The sequence below is a fragment of the Neisseria sp. P0020.S003 genome, assembly GCF_051957095.1.
GTDB lineage: Bacteria > Pseudomonadota > Gammaproteobacteria > Burkholderiales > Neisseriaceae > Neisseria > Neisseria subflava.
The window spans coordinates 242,296-261,450 of record NZ_JBQCWU010000001.1; the positions used below are offsets into that span (position 1 = coordinate 242,296).

The window sequence follows — 19,155 nt, forward strand, 5'->3', positions numbered from 1 at the left end:
TCCAGTTGTACGAAAAGGCCGTCTGAAAAATTCATTTCAGACGGCCTTTGGCTATGTATTTTGTTCTGCTTAGAACAACAAATCTACCGGTTCGCTGCTTGCCGGAGCATCTTTCACAGGAGAAGAGGCTGGGGCAGTAGCCGGTTCGGAAGCGGCTTTAGGCGCGGAAGCAGGAGCATCGGCCGGAGTGGTTACCGGTTTGGCAGCAGGTTTTGCCGGTTTCACCGGAGTCGGACGAACGCTTTGTTTCGGTTCGGATGCAGCCTTGTTTGTATCGTCGGTAGCATCGACTTCGATTTCAGTTCCTTGAGGCAATACCACATCTTTAGCAGGAGCCAGTTTCGGCATGACTTTAGGTTTGCTGTAAGCATCCGTGCCGCTGGTCCATGCCAAAGACTTCAAAGGCGATTTGAGTTTCACACCTTTGGCGCAGGTCAGACAGTTTGCTGCGCCGGTGCGTCCTTTCAGGATTGCATCCACACGTGCGGCAGGAATGGTTTTGCCGTGCGCTTTTGCCCAGGCGGCAATGCTTTTTTTCAGGGCAGCCGTATCAAGGTTTTTCTTGTCGTATGGGTCACGATAGGCAGCCAGCCACAAGTTTTGGTTGGCATCTTCGTTCAGGCTTGCCATTTGGTAGATAACGGAGGCAGGAGAACCTGTTGCAATGGTTTTGGCGAATTCCAATGCGTCAGGCGATTTCATGCGCACGCAACCATGGCTGCGGACGCCGGGTACGCTGGCAGGGGCATTGGTGCCGTGAATGCCAAGGCTTAATTTAGGGTCGCCAAGACGGACAAATACGGGGCCCAGCGGATTATTTGGACCAGCCGGTACGCTTTTTACGCCGTCATTGCGTTCTTTTTGAATGGATTTAGGGATATGCCAAACTGGGTTGTAGGCTTTTGCGCCGATTTTATGTTCGCCCAGATTGGTTTGGGTCATGGCTTTGCCGACGGCAACAGGATAAATTTTGCTCAGTTTGCCGTTGTCGTAGAGGAACAAACGCTGTTGCGTAATATTGATAACGACGTGTTGTCCGGAAGAGGCGGGGGAGACGTCTGGAATAAGCGTGTTTGCAGCAGCGGCTGAAGTTAAAAGGGCGGCTGTCAGGCCGAACAGTATTTTTTTCATGTCGTCTTTTTTTGTAGGGTTTGAAATGAAAGTTTTTGGCGCATGATACCTGAAACTCTGTGTTTTTGTGAGAAAATATGCGCTTTCGGTATTGGAAGACAGTTAAATGGTCGGGGAGCGGCTGAGTGACGGAAACGGTATGGGTGTGAAAGAACAGTATCAAGAAACGGAAGTTTTTTCTTTGGATTATGAGGGCAGGGGTGTTGCCAGAGTTGATGGGAAGGCCGTATTTATCGGCGGTGCGCTGCCTGGAGAGCGTGTAACGTTTGTCATACATAAAGAGAAAAAGCAGTTTGCCGAGGCTCAAGTTGAAAAGGTTTTGAAGGCTTCTTCCGAACGTGTCGAGCCCGCATGTTGCTATTTTGATACATGTGGCGGCTGTTCGCTTCAACATGTTTCTTTCGGAGCGCAAGTTGCGTTAAAGCAACGGATTTTGGAAGAACAGTTGGAATGGATAGGTAAGGTCAAGCCGGAGATAATTTTACCCCCTTTATATGGTTACTCCTGGTATTATCGCGATAGGGCGCGTTTAAGTGTTTCGGTGGATAAGCAAGGCCGTCTGAAACTCGGTTTTCAGGCCAAAAAAAGCCATGATGTCGTCAATATCCGCCATTGCCATATTTTGCCTAAGCATGTGTCCGATAGATTGCCTGATGTCCGCAATTTGCTGCAAAAGCTGCATGATGACGGTGTAAAAGTGAAATTTGTTGAGTTTTATTGCGGGAAAAATGTGACGGTACTCAACATTCGTTTCGTAAATCAACCGTTTGAACAAATATTAAGCGAATTGTGTAATTGGTTTGATAAGATATTGTCGGGTGCTGAAAAGGCATGGCAAATATGGTTGCAGGATCATGCTGAGTCCTTGCCGTTTTACCCTGAGAATGCGCCTGCCCTGAACTATACTTTTGCTCAATTTGATGTGGAAATGCCTTATAAGCCTGGTGATTTTACGCAGATTAATGCTCAGCTGAACGAAGTGATGGTGGCAAGGGCCGTCAGGCTTTTAAACCCTCAAAAAGGGGAGCGGATTGCCGATCTGTTTTGCGGTTTGGGCAATTTCAGTTTGCCACTGGCAAAAAGTGGCGCATCGGTTGTCGGTATTGAAGGTGCCGATTATCTGGTAGATAGGGCAAGGGAAAATACTCGTCTGAATCGTTGTGCCGAGAATGTGACGTTTTCTGTTGCAGACTTATTCGATACCGATGAAAAGACTGTTGAGTCGTGGGGACGATTTGACAAGATGTTGCTGGATCCGCCGAGAAACGGGGCTTATGCTGTTGTCAAATCGCTACACAAGCCGTTTTTGCCTCAGAAGATAGTGTATGTTTCGTGTAATCCATCAACATTTGCACGAGATGCCGGTGTCTTGGTTGATAAGGGCTATAAGTTTAAGGCGGCAGGAATCATGAATATGTTTGCGCAAACCTCGCATGTTGAATCCATCGGTGTGTTTGAGTTGTAAATTGGTATCAAGTCCTTTATGTGAGTAGGGTTTTTAATGTAAAAATGAGTGCATTCATGTTATCATCATTCGTTTGGGGAATTAATAACGTTGAAGTTGCGTGTAAAGCAACAGATGTTAATAAATGCAGTTTGCAGCACAAGACCGGGAGGTGTTCTTGAACTATCAACTTTTAACTATTTTTTTGCTGGTGCTTTTTTTGCTGGTGTTGGTTTTTGTTCGTCATAAACAAAGTAACAATTCAGACAAACAAAGCGCACATGCATCAAAAAGCGGCCGTACGTCTGCTGCTCATACAGCCTCCTCTGAGGATGGAAACGACTGGATTGAGAAAGTCAACCAGACAGTTTCCAATGTGGATAATCAAGACTGGGAATGGGGTGGAAGCGGCTCAAACGATGCAACAGCTTCTGTTTCCGCACAAGAAGTCGATCCGTTGACCGAATATCAGGTTTATAAACAGTTCGGCTATGAGAGCAAAGCAGCGGAGTCTTTGGCCGGTTATCTCAATACTTTGGAAGACGGTGCTCCGGAAAAGCTGGTTCATGAATTAATCGGTTTGAATCTGCGTGTCGGCAATATCGACATGCTGGCGGATACGCTTGAGCGTCATAGTGCCTCCCTTTCTGAAGACAGCGTAGCCGAATACCTGAAAGCCGGTCTGGCTTTGGATTCTACTAACCTGCGCCTGCGTGTTTTTGCCGAGCATCATCTTGGTTGGAATATGCAGGAAGTGGACCGTCAAATTGGCGAACAAAGCGGTTTGGAAGTTGCTTCCGACGAGCATATTGCCTTTGAGAACGACTCGGTTGAGCGCATTGTCGTTCCAGGCATGGGCAAACGTGCGCCTATCGTATTAGGCAAGAAAGATTTTGGCGAAATCAGCCCTGAAGAGATGGGCGCGGTTATTGGTTTTGCCAAACCGGAGCGTAGTGCAAAAATCTTGAAAGACAAGATTAGCTACGAGACTGCTTTGCATCAATACAACAAAGCAATCCAAACTTCTGCGAAGCCTGCTGGTCTCATTATCGATGCCTTGCGTCTGGATTATCAGAATGAAGAAGTAGGGCAGTTTGCCAAGCATCTGTGGAAGCTTTACCACTCTTTGGGTCAATATGGCCGTCAAGTAAAAGAACGTATGCTTGGTTGGGGTTATAACCTTGGTTATCACGAAATTTTTGATGATTTGGAAAAAGGGCCGTCTGAACAGCAAATTAAAGAGATTGGCTTGAAACGCGGTTACATTCAGCCAAGTTCTTTGCAGATGAAAGCCAAATATCGTGAGTTGGTTCAAAAAGACTCTTCAGTTATCAGCGCCAGCTCTTCACCAGCTGATGAGGCTCTGAAAGAAGTGGAATCTTTGTTGGCTTATGGTCAATTGGATTTGGCCATCGGTACTTTGGAACAGGCTGTTTTGCAGTATCCTCAAGAATCGCAGTTGTACATTATCTTGTTTGATTTGTACGAACGCGTTGAAGATTGGGGACGTTTAGAACAATTTCTGCGCTTGTTGCGTGAGCGTGTTGTCAGCCTGCCTGAAGAGGTTGTCTTGGCAATGAGCCGTCTCTTGCAACGAATGAACCAATATTCAAAAAAATAAGATAATCGTAGAAAGTACGAGTGATGAATAATCATTTACCAAAAATTAAAACCATACGGGTTATGTTACAGGAGATGGGCGAGCAACAGCAGGCGGTATTCCGTATGGCATTTAAAATGCACAATACGACGAATTACGTCATCGTTTCCCCTGACTCTGATGAAAAACCGGATTTGGTATTGGTTGATACCGATACTCCGGCAGGTTTAGAAGCTTGGAAAGAGTCGAAGAAAACTTATCCGGAAGTACCTGTGGCTATGTTTTCTTCCGAGTTGCCGACAGTAACGACTCCTTATTTGGCTAAGCCGGTCAAATTCGATACCTTGTTTCCTGTTTTGCGCAGCCTGGCTCAAGGCGGCAATGTTTTTGAGCCGTCTGAACAACAAGCGGCTGAAGAGAATAAAAGACAATCAAATTCAGATGGCACAAGAAAAGCAACCATTCGCCGATTTAATCCAAATAAAGGCTTGTTGGGCGCGCTAAAATTTGCCAGTCAAGGACACCAAGATATTGCTGTCTTGCATGAAGGCAAGCCGATATTAATCGTGTTTCCTAGCATCCAGCGAGTACTGTTGACAGTCAGTGCCAACGAGTTGGAGAAATTGTGTAAGAACGATAACTTGGCTGTCGTGTGTAAGGCTGTTCCTGATAATCCTCAATGGAAAGAAAAAGCCAAAGTTACCATTATGTCATGCTTGTGGCAAATAGCTATTTGGACTGCATCAGGCCGTCTGATTTATCCGATGACGCCGCAAACTGTCTTTACACTCAAGCGGTGGCCAAACTTAACCCGTTTGGCACATGTTCCAGAATCTATGCGTTTGTCGGCATTTCTGACGAAAACGTCTGTTAATCTGAACATCCTCTATAAAGTCATGCCTTTAGAAATGCCTGATATTTTGAACTATTTATCGGCAACATATATGACAGGCTTTTTGGCGACAGATACAGAGTTTGCAACTGATGCGAACAATACGCCTTCATTGAACGAACAGATTGATGTGAATAGCAAAGACGTACCTGAAACAGCAATGAGCAAAGAGGCTCAAAAAATTGCCGGTCCGTCGAAAGAACAACCTCGCGGCCTGTTGCAACGCCTGATGCGTAAGTTGCTGGGTAAATCGTAAAGGACACGTCATGAAAGAAAATAAAATTATCTTTACCGGTCCTGTTGGCGTAGGTAAAACCACTGCAATTTCAGCTTTATCTGATGAACCTCCGGTTCAAACCGATGCATCCGCATCCGATATTACACTTGTCCGTAAGGGGTACACGACTGTGGCGATGGACTACGGTGTCATTCATTTGGATGAGGAAACTAAGGTTCACCTGTATGGTACGCCTGGTCAGGAGCGTTTTAATTTCATGTGGGAAATTCTGAGCCAAGGCAGTATGGGCTTGGTGCTTCTTTTGGATAATACAAGAAGCAATCCATTGAAAGACTTGCAATTCTTCTTGGATGCATTCCGGGAGTTGCTGAAAAAAGCGCCTCTGGTTGTAGGGGTAACGAAGATGGATATCCGATCCTTACCAAGCGTGGATGTTTATCAAAAATATTTAGCACAGAATAATTTTAATGTACCGGTTTTTGAGATTGATGCACGTCGAAAAGACGATGTAAGACAATTGGTTACTGCCATGTTGTTCTCAATTGACCCCGGATTAGAGGTATAAGATGGAAGCGACACTCTCTTTACAAGCAAATTTATATCCTAAGATTACACCGGCGGGTGCGTATTATGCTGTTTCAAGTGATACGCCCAGTGCCAGCAGAACTTTATTGTATGGTCTGTTGCGTGCAGAGCCGTCTGAAACCATCAGCAGCGAAAAAATCTTGGCATGGGCGGATACCAGCGACATCAATACCGCTTTGAACCTGCTGTACCGCCTGCAACGCTTGGAATTTTTGTATGGTGATGAGGAAATTAGCACAGACGATATCCATTTGACTGACGAGCAATTGCCTACATTGTTGGAACAGTTGTCTAATTCTGGCAAAGCTTTATTGGCTGATGAAAACGGTTTGTATTTTGCCAATGCTAATTTCCATCATGAGGCTGCGGAAGAGTTAGGCCTTTTGGCGAGCGAAGTGGCCAAAATGGAAGACAATCACCGTCTTTTGATTCGCAATAACCTGCATATCAATAATAGTGCATGGGGTATTTGTGATCCTTCAGGCCAAAGTGAATTGACCTTTTTCCCTCTGTATATTGGCATGACCAAGCTGATTTTGGTAATTGGCGGAATGCCTGACTTAAATAAAGAGGCTTTTGTTACTTTGGTTAAAGTGCTGTACCACCGATACGGCAGCCGTTGATTTTTGCCTGACCGATATTTATTTTAGAATGGAGCGACTATGCAACAACTATTAATCTCTGTATTAAGCGATTTGAACAATACCTCTGCTGATATCACTGCTTCTGCAGTTATTTCTACAGACGGCCTGCCGATCGCAACCATGCTGCCTTCCCACATGAATGCAGACCGTGTAGGCGCGATGTCGGCAACGCTTTTGGCATTGGGCAATCGTTCCGTGCGTGAGTTGGCTTGCGGTGAGTTGGATCAGGTAATGGTTAAAGGTAAAAACGGCTATATTCTGTTGAGTCAAGCAGGTGAAAATGCAGTATTGGCATTGATGGCAAAAGAAAGCGGTAAATTGGGCTTGATTTTGTTGGATGCGAAACGTGCGGCCAAACAAATTGCTGAAATCTTATAAAAATTTTATAAATTAAAAAGATATAAAAATATTTTTGTTTTTATATAGATTGTTGCTTGACAGATTTCTGATATTTTCTATATAATTCCATCTTTAATTCCCCGATAGCTCAGTCGGTAGAGCGACGGACTGTTAATCCGCAGGTCCCTGGTTCGAGCCCAGGTCGGGGAGCCAAATTTTAAAACCACCATGTTGCATGGTGGTTTTTATTTTATCTATTTATTAGTATTTTTAACATATTGATAATGCGTGGTGAGATGGTTGTACTTAATGCTTCAATTTTCAGACGGCCTACCAGCATATTTAAATATCTCATTTATTTTTTAAGCTATACATAATATTTATAGAAAAATAATATCTTATTGTTATCTATGGAAAACTCACATACATTACATTCTTCATCACGCTTTCGGTTCGCATTAAAAAATGCGGCATGGCACTTGTTGATTAGTCTGATTTTGGCAGGATTGGCCGCTTTGTTGGTATTTGGAGTTTGGTATCCTTATCCGTATGCCGAGCTGACAGGTGGATTGGCTTTGTATAAACTAGTCATTTCAGTAGATATTGTTTGCGGCCCGTTGCTGACTTTGATTCTTGCCAGTCCGAGCAAGAAATTTAAAGAAAGGATTGTTGATTTTTCCTTAATCGGCATGATTCAGCTGGCTGCTTTAATTTATGGTTTGTACAGCGTATCTTTGGCGCGTCCAGTGGTTGTCGCATTTGAAACCGATAGGATGAATGTGGTAACTGCTGCAGAAATTGATGTAAATGATTTGAGCCATGCTCCGAAGGATTTGCAGGATTTATCTTGGTTTGGCGCGCGTCGTGTTGGGTTGCGTGAAGCAACGGGTCCGGATGAGGCTAACCAAAGTCTTGATTTGTCTTTGAAAGGTGTTGAACCGAGTATGAGGCCTTCTTGGTGGTTGCCAGATTCGCAGCAGGAACGTGAGAAAATTCGTAAGGCAATGAAACCGTTATTTGTCTTGGCAAAAGCCCGTGGCATGAGTGAGGAGTCAATTTTTAAACAGGCTTCGCTGGAAAACGATGGGAAAGAATTGTATTTCTTGCCATTTACCAGTGCGCGAAGTAAAGAATGGGTTGTGATATTGAATGATCAGGCAGATTTCTTGGGTTATGCGCCGATTGATGGTTTTATCAAGTAGAAAAGGCCGTCTGAAAGCTGGCAAGTGATGGTATAGGCTGTTTTTAAAAGAAGATATGCTGTCAGACTTTGCCTTTCTTTCGTCAAACTGATAAACTGTTTGCCATTATTTTTGACCGAGGCATAAATTTTTCATGAAAGACGCAGAGCAGAGTAGTTGTTATACCGCTTCTTTCCCTTTATTTATGTCCGAACTTTGGCAGTCTGTCCGTTTTAAGCGGAACGGCTGCCTTTTTGTATTTTAAAGGAACACAATCATTATGGATTTCAGTTGGTTGGCGGAGCCGCATACTTGGATAGGCTTTGCCACGCTTCTGGTTTTGGAAGTTGTTTTAGGTATTGATAACCTTGTTTTTGTAGCGATTTTGGCAAACAAGGTTAAACCGTCGCAACGTGATAAGGCGCGGATAACGGGCTTGGGTTTGGCCGTGATTATTCGGATTTTTATGCTGGGCTTTATGGCGCACATCATGACGCTGACGCGTCCTTTGTTTGAGTTGGGCGGCCTGGAGATTTCCGGTAAAGACATGATTATGTTTGCCGGCGGTATTTTCCTGCTTTATAAAGCGACTACTGAGTTGCACGAACGCCTTGAAGGCCACAATCAATTTGCTGTTGCTGAAGGGCAGAAGAAGCATTCTGCTTTTTGGGGCGTTGTGGCGCAAATCTTGATTTTGGATGCGGTTTTCTCTATCGATTCTGTTATTACGGCAGTGGCGATGGTGGATCATATTGTGGTGGCAATGGGTGCGGTTGTTGTGGCGATGACGGTGATGATTTCCGCCAGTAAACCGTTGACTGCCTTTGTCGACAAGCATCCGACCGTCGTGATGTTGTGTTTGGGTTTCTTGTTGATGATTGGTTTCAGTCTGATTGCGGAAGCCTTCCATTTCCATATTCCGAAAGGCTATTTGTATGCGGCGATCGGCTTCTCGATTTTGATCGAACTGTTTAATCAGGTTTCGCAAAAGAATGCCCGCAAAAATGACTACATCAGCACTTCTTGGCGTAAGCGCACCGCTGAAAATGTGTTGGGTATGATGGGTATCCGCGAAAGCATTTTGGCAAAAGCAGGCGATAATGGCGGCGATGACGAGCATTTTGAAGAAAACGAAAAATCCATGATTCGCAGCGTGCTGACTTTGGCGGAGCGTCCGATTATGGGCGTGATGATTCCGCGTCGGGAGATCGAGAAATTGGATATTTCCCAAAGTCGGGAAGAGCAAAATGCGCAGTTGAAAAATACGCCGTATAGCCGTTTGTTGGTTGTCGGTAAGGCAGGTGTAGATGAGCCTTTGGGCTATATCAGTAAAAAAGATTTGCTGAACCAGCTACTTGAATCGGGAGAAATCAATATTCAGACGGCCTTGCGCCAACCATTGATTTTGCCGGATAGTACGACGGCGTTGAATGCGATTGAATTGTTCCGTCAAAGCAGCGCGGATTATGCGTTGGTGGTGGATGAATTTGGCGCGGTCTTGGGCATGGTGACCATGAAAGATTTGTTGGAAACCATCGCTGGTGAATTCCCCGAGGAATTCGAGCGTGAGGAAGAAGAAGCTGCTCCAGCCAGTCAGGATGAAACGCTGTCTGTGGATGGTGCATTGGAGTATGTGGAATTGGCTTCTCAGCTAAATCTGCCTACTCAAGAGGAAGACGCGGACTTCCATACCGTTGCCGGCTTGATTATGGAAGAATTGCAAAGTATTCCTGATGTGGGCGACTTCATTGATTATCATGGCTGGCGTTTTGAAGTGGTTGAGAAGGATGGGCAACGGATTGCCCGTGTGAAAATCAACCGTTTGCCGGAAGAAGAATAAGTAAAGGCTAATATAGTAAAGGCCGTCTGAAAATGTTCAGACGGCCTTTTTATTTGTTCAACTTTAGTTGCCGTAATGTCCTGAGCCTAAGATTCGGTGTGAATGTGCGCCGGTTGCATGGTGGGGATTGCTCGGAACTTGATTGCACCAACAGGCTGCAAGCCAGGCAAAAGCGGCTGCTTCGACCCATTGCGGGTCAAGATGGAGCTTGGCTGTGCTGTACAATTTGGTGTCGGGAGAAAACAGGGTTTCCAAGTCTTGCATCAAAATCGGATTGCGGATGCCGCCGCCGCAGATATAAAGATTATGAATCGCCGGAGCAGCTTGTTTGGTCGCATCAAAAATGGTTTGTGCGGTATAAAAAACCAATGTGCGTATCACATCTTCTGGCTTTTCATCACCTTTCAGACGGCCTTGAAGCCAGCTTAGGGAAAACAACTCTCGGCCTGTACTTTTCGGATAAGGGCGGCTGAAGTAAGGATGGTCGAGCAGGGAAACGAGCAGGTCAGGGAGGATTTCGCCTTGTGCGGCTTTTTCCCCATTTTTGTCGTAAGGCTGCTGCCAAATATGTTGCATCCATGCATCCATCAACATATTGCCGGGGCCGGTATCGAAGCCGAAAGAAGGGTTGTCGGGCGGGAGGATGCTGATATTGGAAATGCCGCCAATGTTGAGTACGGCACGGGTTTCATTCGCATCTTGAAACAGCGCTTCGTGAAAAGCAGGGACGAGGGGCGCACCTTGACCGCTGCAGGCAAGGTCACGGCTGCGGAAGTCGCCGATCGTGAAAATGCCGGTCAGTTCGGCCAATAGTGGGAGGTTGACCAGTTGAATGCTGTAACCGTGTTCAGGCGCATGGCGGATGGTTTGTCCGTGGCAGCCGATTGCGGCAATGTCTTTGGCCGACAGGTTTTGTTCTGCCAGCAGTTGCTGGACGGTTTGGGCGTATAGGCGGCTGAGTGTTTGCGCCAGGATATTGCTTCTGTGTAATTCATTTTCGCCTATGTTTTGCAGTGCCAACAATTCTTGGCGCAGGCCGTCTGAATAGGGTAGAAAGCTGTGAGCAACGGCTCGTTGCCATTGCTTGCCTTGCATTTGAATCAGTACGGCATCGGCACCGTCCATGCTGGTTCCGGACATGATGCCGATATAGTATTGGGGTTGCATTTCGGTTACAGAAAGAGAAGGTAAAACGACATTTTAACGCCTTTTGACGTTTTTACGGGAATTTCGGCATTTAATGTAAATAGTTGGTGCAAGAAAGATTACAAAAAGGTTAAAATAACGCGACTCAACATGTTTTCCAAAAGGAAACTTTCCATGGCTCAAACTCAGTCGAGTGCGAACTTGAAGCTGATTAATACGGTTTTTGCCGCTATGCTTGTGAGCATGGTCGGCTATTTTATTTATTGGGGCTTGGGTTATACCCACTACAACCACTCCGGCCTGTTTATCCTTGCTACCTTTTTCGGCGTCTTCATGGCGTTTAATGTGGGTGGCAACGATATTGCCAACTCTTTCGGTACAAGTGTCGGCTCCGGCACTTTGACCATTCCGCAAGCCTTGCTGATTGCGGCAGTATTTGAAGTCAGCGGCGCAGTGATTGCTGGCGGCGAGGTAACAGATACTATCCGTAAGGGTATTGTCGATTTGAATGGCATGCATCTGGATCCGATGCAGTTTGTCTTCATTATGATGTCTGCGCTTTTGGCTGCGGCATTGTGGCTGCTTTTCGCATCGCACAAAGGTCTGCCGGTTTCCACTACACATGCCATTATCGGCGGTATCGTCGGTAGTGCTCTGTGTATGGCGGCATTGAACGGTGTGGATTCTGTTGCGTTGATTCAATGGGACAAGTTGGGCGAAATTGCCTTGTCTTGGATATTGTCTCCGGTTTTGGGCGGCATCGTTTCCTATCTGTTGTTTTCACGAATTAAGAAAAACGTTTTGGACTACAACTCTTGGGCCGATAATACGCTCAAAGGCATCAAGCTGGAGAAGAAAACCTATAAAGAAGAGCACCGCCTGTTTTTTGAAGCCTTGAGTGAATCTGAAAAAGTCGAATACGCCACCAAAATGGCGCATGATGCCCAAATCTATGATGAGCCGGACTTTGATCCTGAAGAATTGCAGTCTGAGTATTATCGCGGTCTGCACCGCTTTGACAGCCGTAAGGGTGAAGTAGATTCTTACAAAGCCCTGCATTCCTGGGTGCCGTTTATTGCTTCTGTCGGTGGCATGATGATTGCGGCAATGTTGATTTTCAAAGGTCTGAAAAATCTGCATTTAGGTATGAGCAACGTCAACAGCTTCCTGACCATTTTCATGATTGGCGCGGCTATTTGGATGGGTACGTTTGTATTTGCCAAAAGTTTAAAACGCAAAGATTTGGATAAATCGACTTTTCAAATGTTCTCATGGATGCAGGTATTTACCGCTTGCGGTTTTGCATTCAGCCATGGTGCGAACGATATTGCCAATGCGATTGGTCCGTTTGCCGCAATTATGGATGTGTTGCGTACCAACAGCATTACTGCTCAAAACGCCGTGCCGCCGATTGCCATGTTGACTTTCGGTATCGCTTTGATTGTCGGCTTGTGGTTTGTCGGCAAAGAAGTGATTAAAACCGTAGGCACCAGCTTGGCAGAAATGCACCCCGCGTCAGGTTTTTCTGCTGAGCTTTCTGCTGCTGCCGTCGTGATGGCCGCATCATTTATGGGCTTGCCTGTTTCCAGTACCCATATCTTGGTGGGTGCAGTTTTGGGTATCGGCTTGGTTAACCGCAATGCCAACTGGAAATTGATGAAACCGATCGGCCTTGCTTGGGTTATTACCTTGCCTGCTGCTGCCATTTTGTCTGTTGTCAGCTATTTGATTTTGCAAGCAGTGTTTTAATTGATTATTTGATTTAAAAGGGCTGTCTGAAAGATCGATTTCAGACGGCCTTTGCTTATTTTTGTAAGGGGTAGATTTTAGTTTATTTTAACGAGGCATAAATCATGCTGTTCAATGTTTGAACTGATACAAGAATAACCAAGGTAATAGAGAAATACCTTATTGGGAATAGCTTAGAAAAGATTTTGGTTTCAAAACTTGGCTTGGTGAGGATATAAACAAAGCTATTTTTAATCAGCCTACTATAAGGTTAAGGCAATAAAAAGCCCCAATCCATCGACGTTTAAGTGTCGTATTGAACTGGGGTTTTTTCTATTTAGTATGAGCCTTATCAGGCCGTCTGAACATTATTCAGCAGCTTCGTTGATCTCAGCTTGTGCAGGAGCCGCTTCTGCTTCAGTGGTAGCCTTAGCGACTTGGCGTTCGGCTTGTGCAGCCAATGCCTGTTGAACGGCTGGGTGCTGTTGGGCGATGGTTTGTTCTTCTGCGCTGACTTCGCCTTTGAAGCGGTTGTTCAAGTCAAAACGTTTGCCGCCGCGAGCCAGGGCTTTCAGATAGCGTGGACGGCGGCAGTGGTTGGCCAGTACGCGTGCAATCAGTGCAGGGTCGTATTGGGGCAGGGCGGCAACCAAGTCTTGGTCGATACCAACGGCCAACGGTTTGAATCGTTTGAATACATCATATTTGCCGTAAATGTGGTCGGCAATCATGTCTGTCTGTTTTTTCTTGCTCATGGTTTGGACGGCAGATTTCAGCGCAGCGCCCAAAGCGGTTTCTTGTGCCATTGCGGTTGTATTCCTCTAATATAAATCCGTATTTTCGTCATACGGCAATAAGCTGCTATTGTAGTATAAAGACTGTGATTTGGCTAAATTTTTCTGAGAATATTCAGAAATAAACGGTTATTTCCCCAGTTTGGCAATGTCCGGTGTATTAACTTGAACATCGGCATTTTGCGCACGATGGCGTAAGGCGTGGTCAATCAATACCAAGGCCAGCATGGCTTCTGCAATCGGAGCGGCGCGTAATCCGACGCAGGGGTCGTGGCGGCCGTGTGTGGCAAGCTCGACAGGGTTGCCTTCTATGTCAATACTGCGGCGCGGTGTAGCGATGGAACTGGTCGGTTTGATGGCAATATTCACATGAATGTCTTGTCCGGTGCTGATGCCGCCCAAGATGCCGCCTGAGTGGTTGGATAGAAAGCCTTGAGGTGTGAGCTCGTCGCCATGCTCGCTGCCGCGTTGCGTTATGCTATCAAAACCTGCACCGATTTCCACGCCTTTGACAGCATTGATGCCCATCATGGCGTAGGCAATTTCTGCATCGAGGCGGTCAAAAACCGGTTCTCCCAAGCCGACAGGGACGTTGGCTGCTTCGATATGAAGTTTTGCGCCGACAGAATCCAATGATTTGCGCACGCTGTCCATATAGTTTTCCAAGTCCTCAATTTGGCTTTGGTTGGCGGCAAAAAAAGGATTTTGGGAAATATATTCGTAGCCTTCAAACTGGATTTCTTTTTCACCGACTTGGGTAACGTAGGCGGTAATTTCAGTACCGAATTTTTCTTTCAGCCATTTTTTTGCAACTGCTCCGGCTGCAACGCGGGCAGCGGTTTCGCGAGCGGAACTTCTACCGCCGCCGCGATAGTCGCGTGTACCGTATTTGTGCCAGTAGGTGTAATCGGCATGTCCGGGGCGGAAACTGGTGGCGATATTGCCATAGTCTTTGCTGCGTTGGTCGGTATTGCGGATTAGGAGGGCGATGGGTGTGCCGGTGGTTTTGCCTTCGAATACGCCGGAGAGGATTTCGACTTGGTCGGCTTCGCGGCGTTGGGTAACGTGGCGGCTGGTGCCGGGTTTGCGGCGGTCAAGGTCAAATTGGATATCCGCTTCGCTCAATTCTAATCCGGGCGGGCAGCCGTCAATGATGCAGCCCAAGCCTGCACCGTGGCTTTCGCCGAAAGTGGTAACGGTAAAGATTTGTCCGAAGGTATTGCCTGCCATAGGGATACTCTTTTGAAATTGGGTTTGGAAATTTTTTGCTTGTTTGGATAATTCTCAGGCCGTCTGAACGGTGAAACGAGAATCTTTGATTTCGTTTTTACACTTCTTCAGACGGCCTTTTGATATGACTGCTTAGTTCAGTTTACCGTGGCACTGTTTGTATTTCAGGCCGCTGCCGCAAGGGCAAGGATCGTTGCGGTGAACAATCAGGCCATTTTGTGCAAGCGCTTCGGGGCTGAAGTCTGTGCCGTCAGGGTCGAACGCTTCGGTAACCAAATCGGTTTGCGATTGACCGAGCAATTCTTCCATATCAGGCGCATCGGAGTGGACGGTTTGAACATCGCTGACACTTTGTGCGGCAGTGTGGTCGTATTCGCTGTTGCGCTCGATTTGAACGGCGGTCAGCAAAGCGGCAATGTTTTGTTTGATACTGCGCCACAGGTTTTCAAACATGGCGAAAGCTTCGCGTTTGTATTCCTGTTTCGGATTTTTTTGAGCATAGCTGCGCAGATGGATACCTTGGCGCAAGTAGTCCATAGCGGCGAGGTGTTCGCGCCATTGGTTGTCGATAACTTGCAACATAACATTGCGTTCGAAGTCTGACATAGCCTGTTTGCCGACCAATTCGACTTTTTCGGCATATTCGTCTTCGATGCGCTTGATGAGGCGTTCTTTAATGTCTTGGTTATCCAAAGTGCTGTCTTCTTTTAGCCAACCTTTAATATCGACATGCAGGCGAAAATCGGCGGCAAGTTGGTGCTCCAGTGCCGGAATGTCCCATTGCTCTTCCATGCTGTCAGGCGGGATGTAGTAATCAACCAAGTCGCTGATAACGTCGGCGCGGATTTCGCGGGTCAAATCGCTGACGTCTTTTCTGGTCAGGATTTCGTTACGTTGATGGTAAATCACTTTACGTTGGTCATTGGCAACGTCATCGTATTCCAAAACTTGTTTACGCATATCGAAGTTGCGGCCTTCGACTTTACGTTGTGCGCCTTCGATTTGACGGGTCAGCAGACCGTGTTCGATGGCAACACCGCGTTCAGGAGCCAAGCGGTTGAGGATGGCGGCGGCACGGTCGAGTGCAAAGAGGCGTAACAATGGGTCTTCAAACGACAGATAGAAACGGCTGGAACCGGGGTCGCCCTGACGGCCCGCGCGACCGCGCAACTGGTTGTCGATACGGCGGCTTTCATGGCGTTCTGTACCGATAATGTGCAAACCGCCTGCGGCCACAACTTGGTCGTGTTCGGCTTGCCAACCGCTTTCAAGGGCGGAAATTTGCGCTTGTTTTTGCTGTTCGCTCAAGGTTTCATCGGCACGGATGGCTTCGATTTGATGTTTGAGGTTGCCGCCCAAGACAATATCGGTACCGCGGCCGGCCATGTTGGTGGCAACGGTAATTGCGCCGACTTTACCGGCTTGAGCGACAATTAATGCCTCGCGCTCGTGTTCTTTGGCGTTCAGAACGTTATGCGGCAGACCTGCTTTATGTAATAAGTTAGAAACCAGTTCAGAGTTTTCGATGCTGGTTGTGCCGACCAAAACCGGTTGGCCGTTTTTGTGGCATTCGGCGATGTCTTTGACGACGGCTTCAAATTTTTCTTCGGCTGAGCGGAAGATTTGGTCGTTGAAGTCTTTACGTTGTACAGGACGGTTGGTCGGAATGATGACGGTTTCGAGGTTGTAAATGCTTTGGAACTCGAAGGCTTCGGTGTCGGCCGTACCGGTCATGCCAGACAGTTTGCTGTACAGACGGAAGTAGTTTTGGAAGGTAATGGACGCGAGCGTTTGGTTTTCGCGTTTGATTTCTACGCCTTCTTTGGCCTCAACAGCTTGGTGCAAGCCTTCGGACCAGCGGCGGCCGGCCATCAGACGGCCTGTAAATTCGTCCACAATCACGATTTCGCCGTCTTGGATAACGTAGTGTTGGTCTTTGTGGAACAGGGTGTGCGCGCGCAATGCAGCCATAAGGTGGTGCATCAGGGAAATATTGGCGGCAGAGTAGAGCGAATCGTTTTCCTGCAATAAGCCCATTTGGGTCAGGATTTGCTCGGCGTGTTCGTGACCGGCTTCGCTCAGGATAACTTGGTGTGCTTTTTCATCTACCCAGTAATCGCCTTCGCCTTCTTCGGTTTCTTGGCGGATAAGGTGGGCAGGAACGGCGTTCATCACGCGGTAGAGCTGGATGTTGTCATCCGCCTGGCCGGAAATAATCAGTGGCGTACGCGCTTCGTCAATCAGAATGGAGTCCACTTCGTCGACTACGGCAAAGTTCAATTCGCGCTGAACTTTGTCGTATTGGTCGGTAACCATATTGTCGCGCAGGTAGTCGAAACCGAATTCGTTGTTTGTACCGTAAGTAATGTCGGCACCGTAAGCAGTTTGGCGTTCGAAAGGTTGCAAATCGGCGACGATCACGCCGACGTTCAAGCCTAAGAAATTGTACAACGGCTCCATAATGCTTGCGTCACGGGAGGCGAGGTAGTCGTTGACGGTAACGACGTGTACGCCTTTTCCTGACAATGCATTCAGGTAAACGGCAAGGGTGGCCACCAGAGTTTTACCTTCACCGGTACGCATTTCGGCGATTTTGCCGTTGTGCAGGACCATACCGCCGATCAGCTGTACATCAAAGTGGCGCATGCCCAATACACGGCTCGATGCTTCGCGGCAGACAGCAAAGGCTTCGACCAAAATGTCGTCCAGGCTTTGTCCGTCGGCGAGACGTTGTTTGAATTCGGCTGTTTTAGCTTGCAATTCTGCATCGCTCAAGGCCTGCATTTGTTTCTCAAGCGCGTTGATTTTGGCAACGGATTTACGATATTGTTTCAGCAGGCGGTCGTTGCGGCTGCCGAAGATTTTCTTAGCAATGTTTGTCAGCATGAATAATTCCTGCGCCTTGATATAATAGTGGGCTAAACTGGGATTTTAACACAAGCGCTTGTATAACGCGGTAATGCTGTTTGAAATAAAGGCGGTTTTGCTGTATTTCAATTGTAATTGTTTGGTTAATTTACTGAGAGGCCGTCTGAAACATATGGATTTAGCACAATTAGGCAAGCGCGATCATTTATTGGCAGGCTTGTTGCAACAATCGCAACAATGGCGGAAATTGGATGCAAAAATCAAAACGGTTTTGCCGGCCAACCTGCATCCGCATTTTCAGACAGCCTGCGTAGAAGACGGAAGATTGGTCTTGCTTGCCACCAATAATATGGCTGCTTCGCGTTTGAAAATGATCCTGCCTGCCATGTTGCCCAAATTGCAAACATTGCATGCAGGCGTCAGGGAAGTGGTGGTCAGGGTAGTTCCCAAGCCTCCGACTCAACCGAAAACCAATAGTTTGAGATTGAGCGAGGCAGCTTTAAACAGTTTCGATGAGGCGGCAGCTAAATTGGAAGGCAAGCATCCCGAATTGGCGGCGGCATTGGCAGAATTGGTATGCAAGCATAGCCGTTAAAATTATGTTAGATGAGATTACAGTTAATAAATGTTAAAACTTATATCGTTCGGCTGATAGCATCTAATACTAAAGAAATACGACCTAGAAAGTATCTGTTTTCTTTTAGGTAAACTGATGTAAACTTGGCTTGAAACTTTGATTTCGTGTGAAGTTTGTAGCAAAATAACGCCTGAATTTCACATCACGCTATGCGGATAAATTTTAGTTTGGCGTTTGCCTTTTATTAATATATTCGTGTGGTGCTATTAATAGAACTTAACAAAACTCTCATCATTAGGAGATACATCAATGAAAGCTTATCTGGCTCTGATTTCCGCTGCCGTTATCGGCTTGGCTGCATGCTCTCAAGAAGCTGCAAAACCTGCTGAAGCCCCTGCTGCTTCTGCCGCTTCCGAAGCTGCCCCTGCAGAAACTACTGCACCTGCTGATGCAGCTCCTGCTTCTGAAGCCGCTCCGGCCGACGCTGCCGCTGCTCCTGCTGCCGGCAACTGCGCGACTACTGTTGAAGCCAACGACGCTATGCAGTTCAACACTAAAGAAATCCAAGTAAGCAAAGCTTGTAAAGAATTCACCATCACCCTGAAACACACCGGTACCCAACCTAAAACCAGCATGGGTCACAACATTGTCATCGGTAAAGCTGAAGACATGGACGGTATTTTCAAAGATGGCGTTGGCGCAGCTGACACTGACTACGTTAAACCTGATGATGCACGCGTTGTTGCCCACACCAAACTGATCGGTGGCGGCGAAGAATCTTCTTTGACTCTGGATCCAGCCAAACTGGCTGACGGAGAATACAAATTCGCTTGCACCTTCCCAGGTCACGGCGCTTTGATGAACGGTAAAGTTACTTTGGTTGACTAATCCGCCTAAAGCTCGAAAACAGACAGCCTG

Annotated in this window: 16 protein-coding genes and 1 tRNA gene; 12 read left to right on the plus strand and 5 right to left on the minus strand. The window is 46.8% G+C overall.

Annotated elements, in window-relative coordinates; all coding sequences use genetic code 11:
- Window positions 1-69 precede the first annotated feature (69 nt).
- Window positions 70-1,131 (minus strand): L,D-transpeptidase, encoded by a 1,062-nt coding sequence (locus tag ACTHTQ_RS01220; RefSeq protein ID WP_313971015.1) that lies wholly within the window; start codon window positions 1,129-1,131, stop codon window positions 70-72.
- Window positions 1,132-1,270: 139 nt separating this feature from the next.
- Here ACTHTQ_RS01220 and rlmD point away from each other — a divergent pair, with 139 nt between their 5' ends.
- The 9 genes from rlmD (at window position 1,271) to ACTHTQ_RS01265 (ending at window position 9,894) form a co-directional block, all read left to right on the plus strand.
- Complete coding sequence (gene rlmD, locus ACTHTQ_RS01225) at window positions 1,271-2,596, plus strand: 23S rRNA (uracil(1939)-C(5))-methyltransferase RlmD (protein ID WP_440362821.1); 1,326 nt, start codon at window positions 1,271-1,273, stop codon at window positions 2,594-2,596.
- A 124-nt stretch (window positions 2,597-2,720) separates the two neighbouring features.
- The gene (locus tag ACTHTQ_RS01230) at window positions 2,721-4,196 is read left to right on the plus strand and encodes a 23S rRNA methyltransferase (protein WP_440362822.1); all 1,476 of its coding nucleotides are present in this window, start codon (window positions 2,721-2,723) and stop codon (window positions 4,194-4,196) included.
- A gap of 23 nt (window positions 4,197-4,219) precedes the next feature.
- The gene (locus ACTHTQ_RS01235) at window positions 4,220-5,323 is read left to right on the plus strand and encodes a response regulator (RefSeq protein ID WP_440362823.1); all 1,104 of its coding nucleotides are present in this window, start codon (window positions 4,220-4,222) and stop codon (window positions 5,321-5,323) included.
- Between the two features lie 10 nt (window positions 5,324-5,333).
- Window positions 5,334-5,870, plus strand: a complete 537-nt coding sequence (locus tag ACTHTQ_RS01240) for a GTP-binding protein (RefSeq protein WP_003684400.1) — start codon at window positions 5,334-5,336, stop codon at window positions 5,868-5,870.
- A gap of 1 nt (window position 5,871) precedes the next feature.
- Complete coding sequence (locus ACTHTQ_RS01245) at window positions 5,872-6,513, plus strand: hypothetical protein (RefSeq protein WP_003679679.1); 642 nt, start codon at window positions 5,872-5,874, stop codon at window positions 6,511-6,513.
- 39 nt (window positions 6,514-6,552) lie between these two features.
- On the plus strand, window positions 6,553-6,912 hold the full coding sequence (locus ACTHTQ_RS01250; RefSeq protein ID WP_440362824.1) for a roadblock/LC7 domain-containing protein: 360 nt from the start codon (window positions 6,553-6,555) through the stop codon (window positions 6,910-6,912).
- 98 nt (window positions 6,913-7,010) lie between these two features.
- Window positions 7,011-7,086 (plus strand) — tRNA-Asn (locus ACTHTQ_RS01255).
- Between the two features lie 197 nt (window positions 7,087-7,283).
- A complete protein-coding gene (locus ACTHTQ_RS01260) occupies window positions 7,284-8,075 on the plus strand; it encodes a fimb protein (RefSeq protein ID WP_308186535.1) in 792 nt (263 codons plus the stop codon).
- Between the two features lie 259 nt (window positions 8,076-8,334).
- Window positions 8,335-9,894 carry a TerC family protein gene (locus ACTHTQ_RS01265; RefSeq protein WP_440362825.1) on the plus strand — a complete coding sequence of 520 codons (1,560 nt, stop codon included), beginning with the start codon at window positions 8,335-8,337 and terminating at the stop codon, window positions 9,892-9,894.
- A 63-nt stretch (window positions 9,895-9,957) separates the two neighbouring features.
- On the opposite strand, the gene ACTHTQ_RS01270 is transcribed toward ACTHTQ_RS01265, so the two are convergent.
- Window positions 9,958-11,061 (minus strand): anhydro-N-acetylmuramic acid kinase, encoded by a 1,104-nt coding sequence (locus ACTHTQ_RS01270; protein WP_440362826.1) that lies wholly within the window; start codon window positions 11,059-11,061, stop codon window positions 9,958-9,960.
- Window positions 11,062-11,214: 153 nt separating this feature from the next.
- Between ACTHTQ_RS01270 and ACTHTQ_RS01275 the strand changes: the two genes are divergently transcribed.
- Window positions 11,215-12,789, plus strand: coding sequence for an inorganic phosphate transporter (locus ACTHTQ_RS01275; RefSeq protein ID WP_003684438.1), 1,575 nt, complete (start codon window positions 11,215-11,217; stop codon window positions 12,787-12,789).
- A gap of 347 nt (window positions 12,790-13,136) precedes the next feature.
- Here ACTHTQ_RS01275 and ACTHTQ_RS01280 read toward each other — a convergent pair whose 3' ends face one another.
- From ACTHTQ_RS01280 to secA, 3 genes are all read right to left on the minus strand, one after another.
- On the minus strand, window positions 13,137-13,574 hold the full coding sequence (locus ACTHTQ_RS01280) for a ProQ/FINO family protein (RefSeq protein ID WP_440362827.1): 438 nt from the start codon (window positions 13,572-13,574) through the stop codon (window positions 13,137-13,139).
- A 117-nt stretch (window positions 13,575-13,691) separates the two neighbouring features.
- Window positions 13,692-14,792, minus strand: coding sequence for a chorismate synthase (gene aroC, locus ACTHTQ_RS01285; protein ID WP_440362828.1), 1,101 nt, complete (start codon window positions 14,790-14,792; stop codon window positions 13,692-13,694).
- Window positions 14,793-14,924: 132 nt separating this feature from the next.
- A complete protein-coding gene (secA, locus tag ACTHTQ_RS01290; RefSeq protein WP_440362829.1) occupies window positions 14,925-17,678 on the minus strand; it encodes a preprotein translocase subunit SecA in 2,754 nt (917 codons plus the stop codon).
- A gap of 154 nt (window positions 17,679-17,832) precedes the next feature.
- On the opposite strand from secA, the gene ACTHTQ_RS01295 reads away from it, so the two are divergent.
- Window positions 17,833-18,255: a DciA family protein gene (locus ACTHTQ_RS01295; protein ID WP_440362830.1), complete on the plus strand. Its 423-nt coding sequence runs from the start codon at window positions 17,833-17,835 to the stop codon at window positions 18,253-18,255.
- Window positions 18,256-18,546: 291 nt separating this feature from the next.
- Window positions 18,547-19,125 (plus strand): azurin, encoded by a 579-nt coding sequence (gene azu, locus ACTHTQ_RS01300; protein WP_003684449.1) that lies wholly within the window; start codon window positions 18,547-18,549, stop codon window positions 19,123-19,125.
- Window positions 19,126-19,155 lie beyond the last annotated feature (30 nt).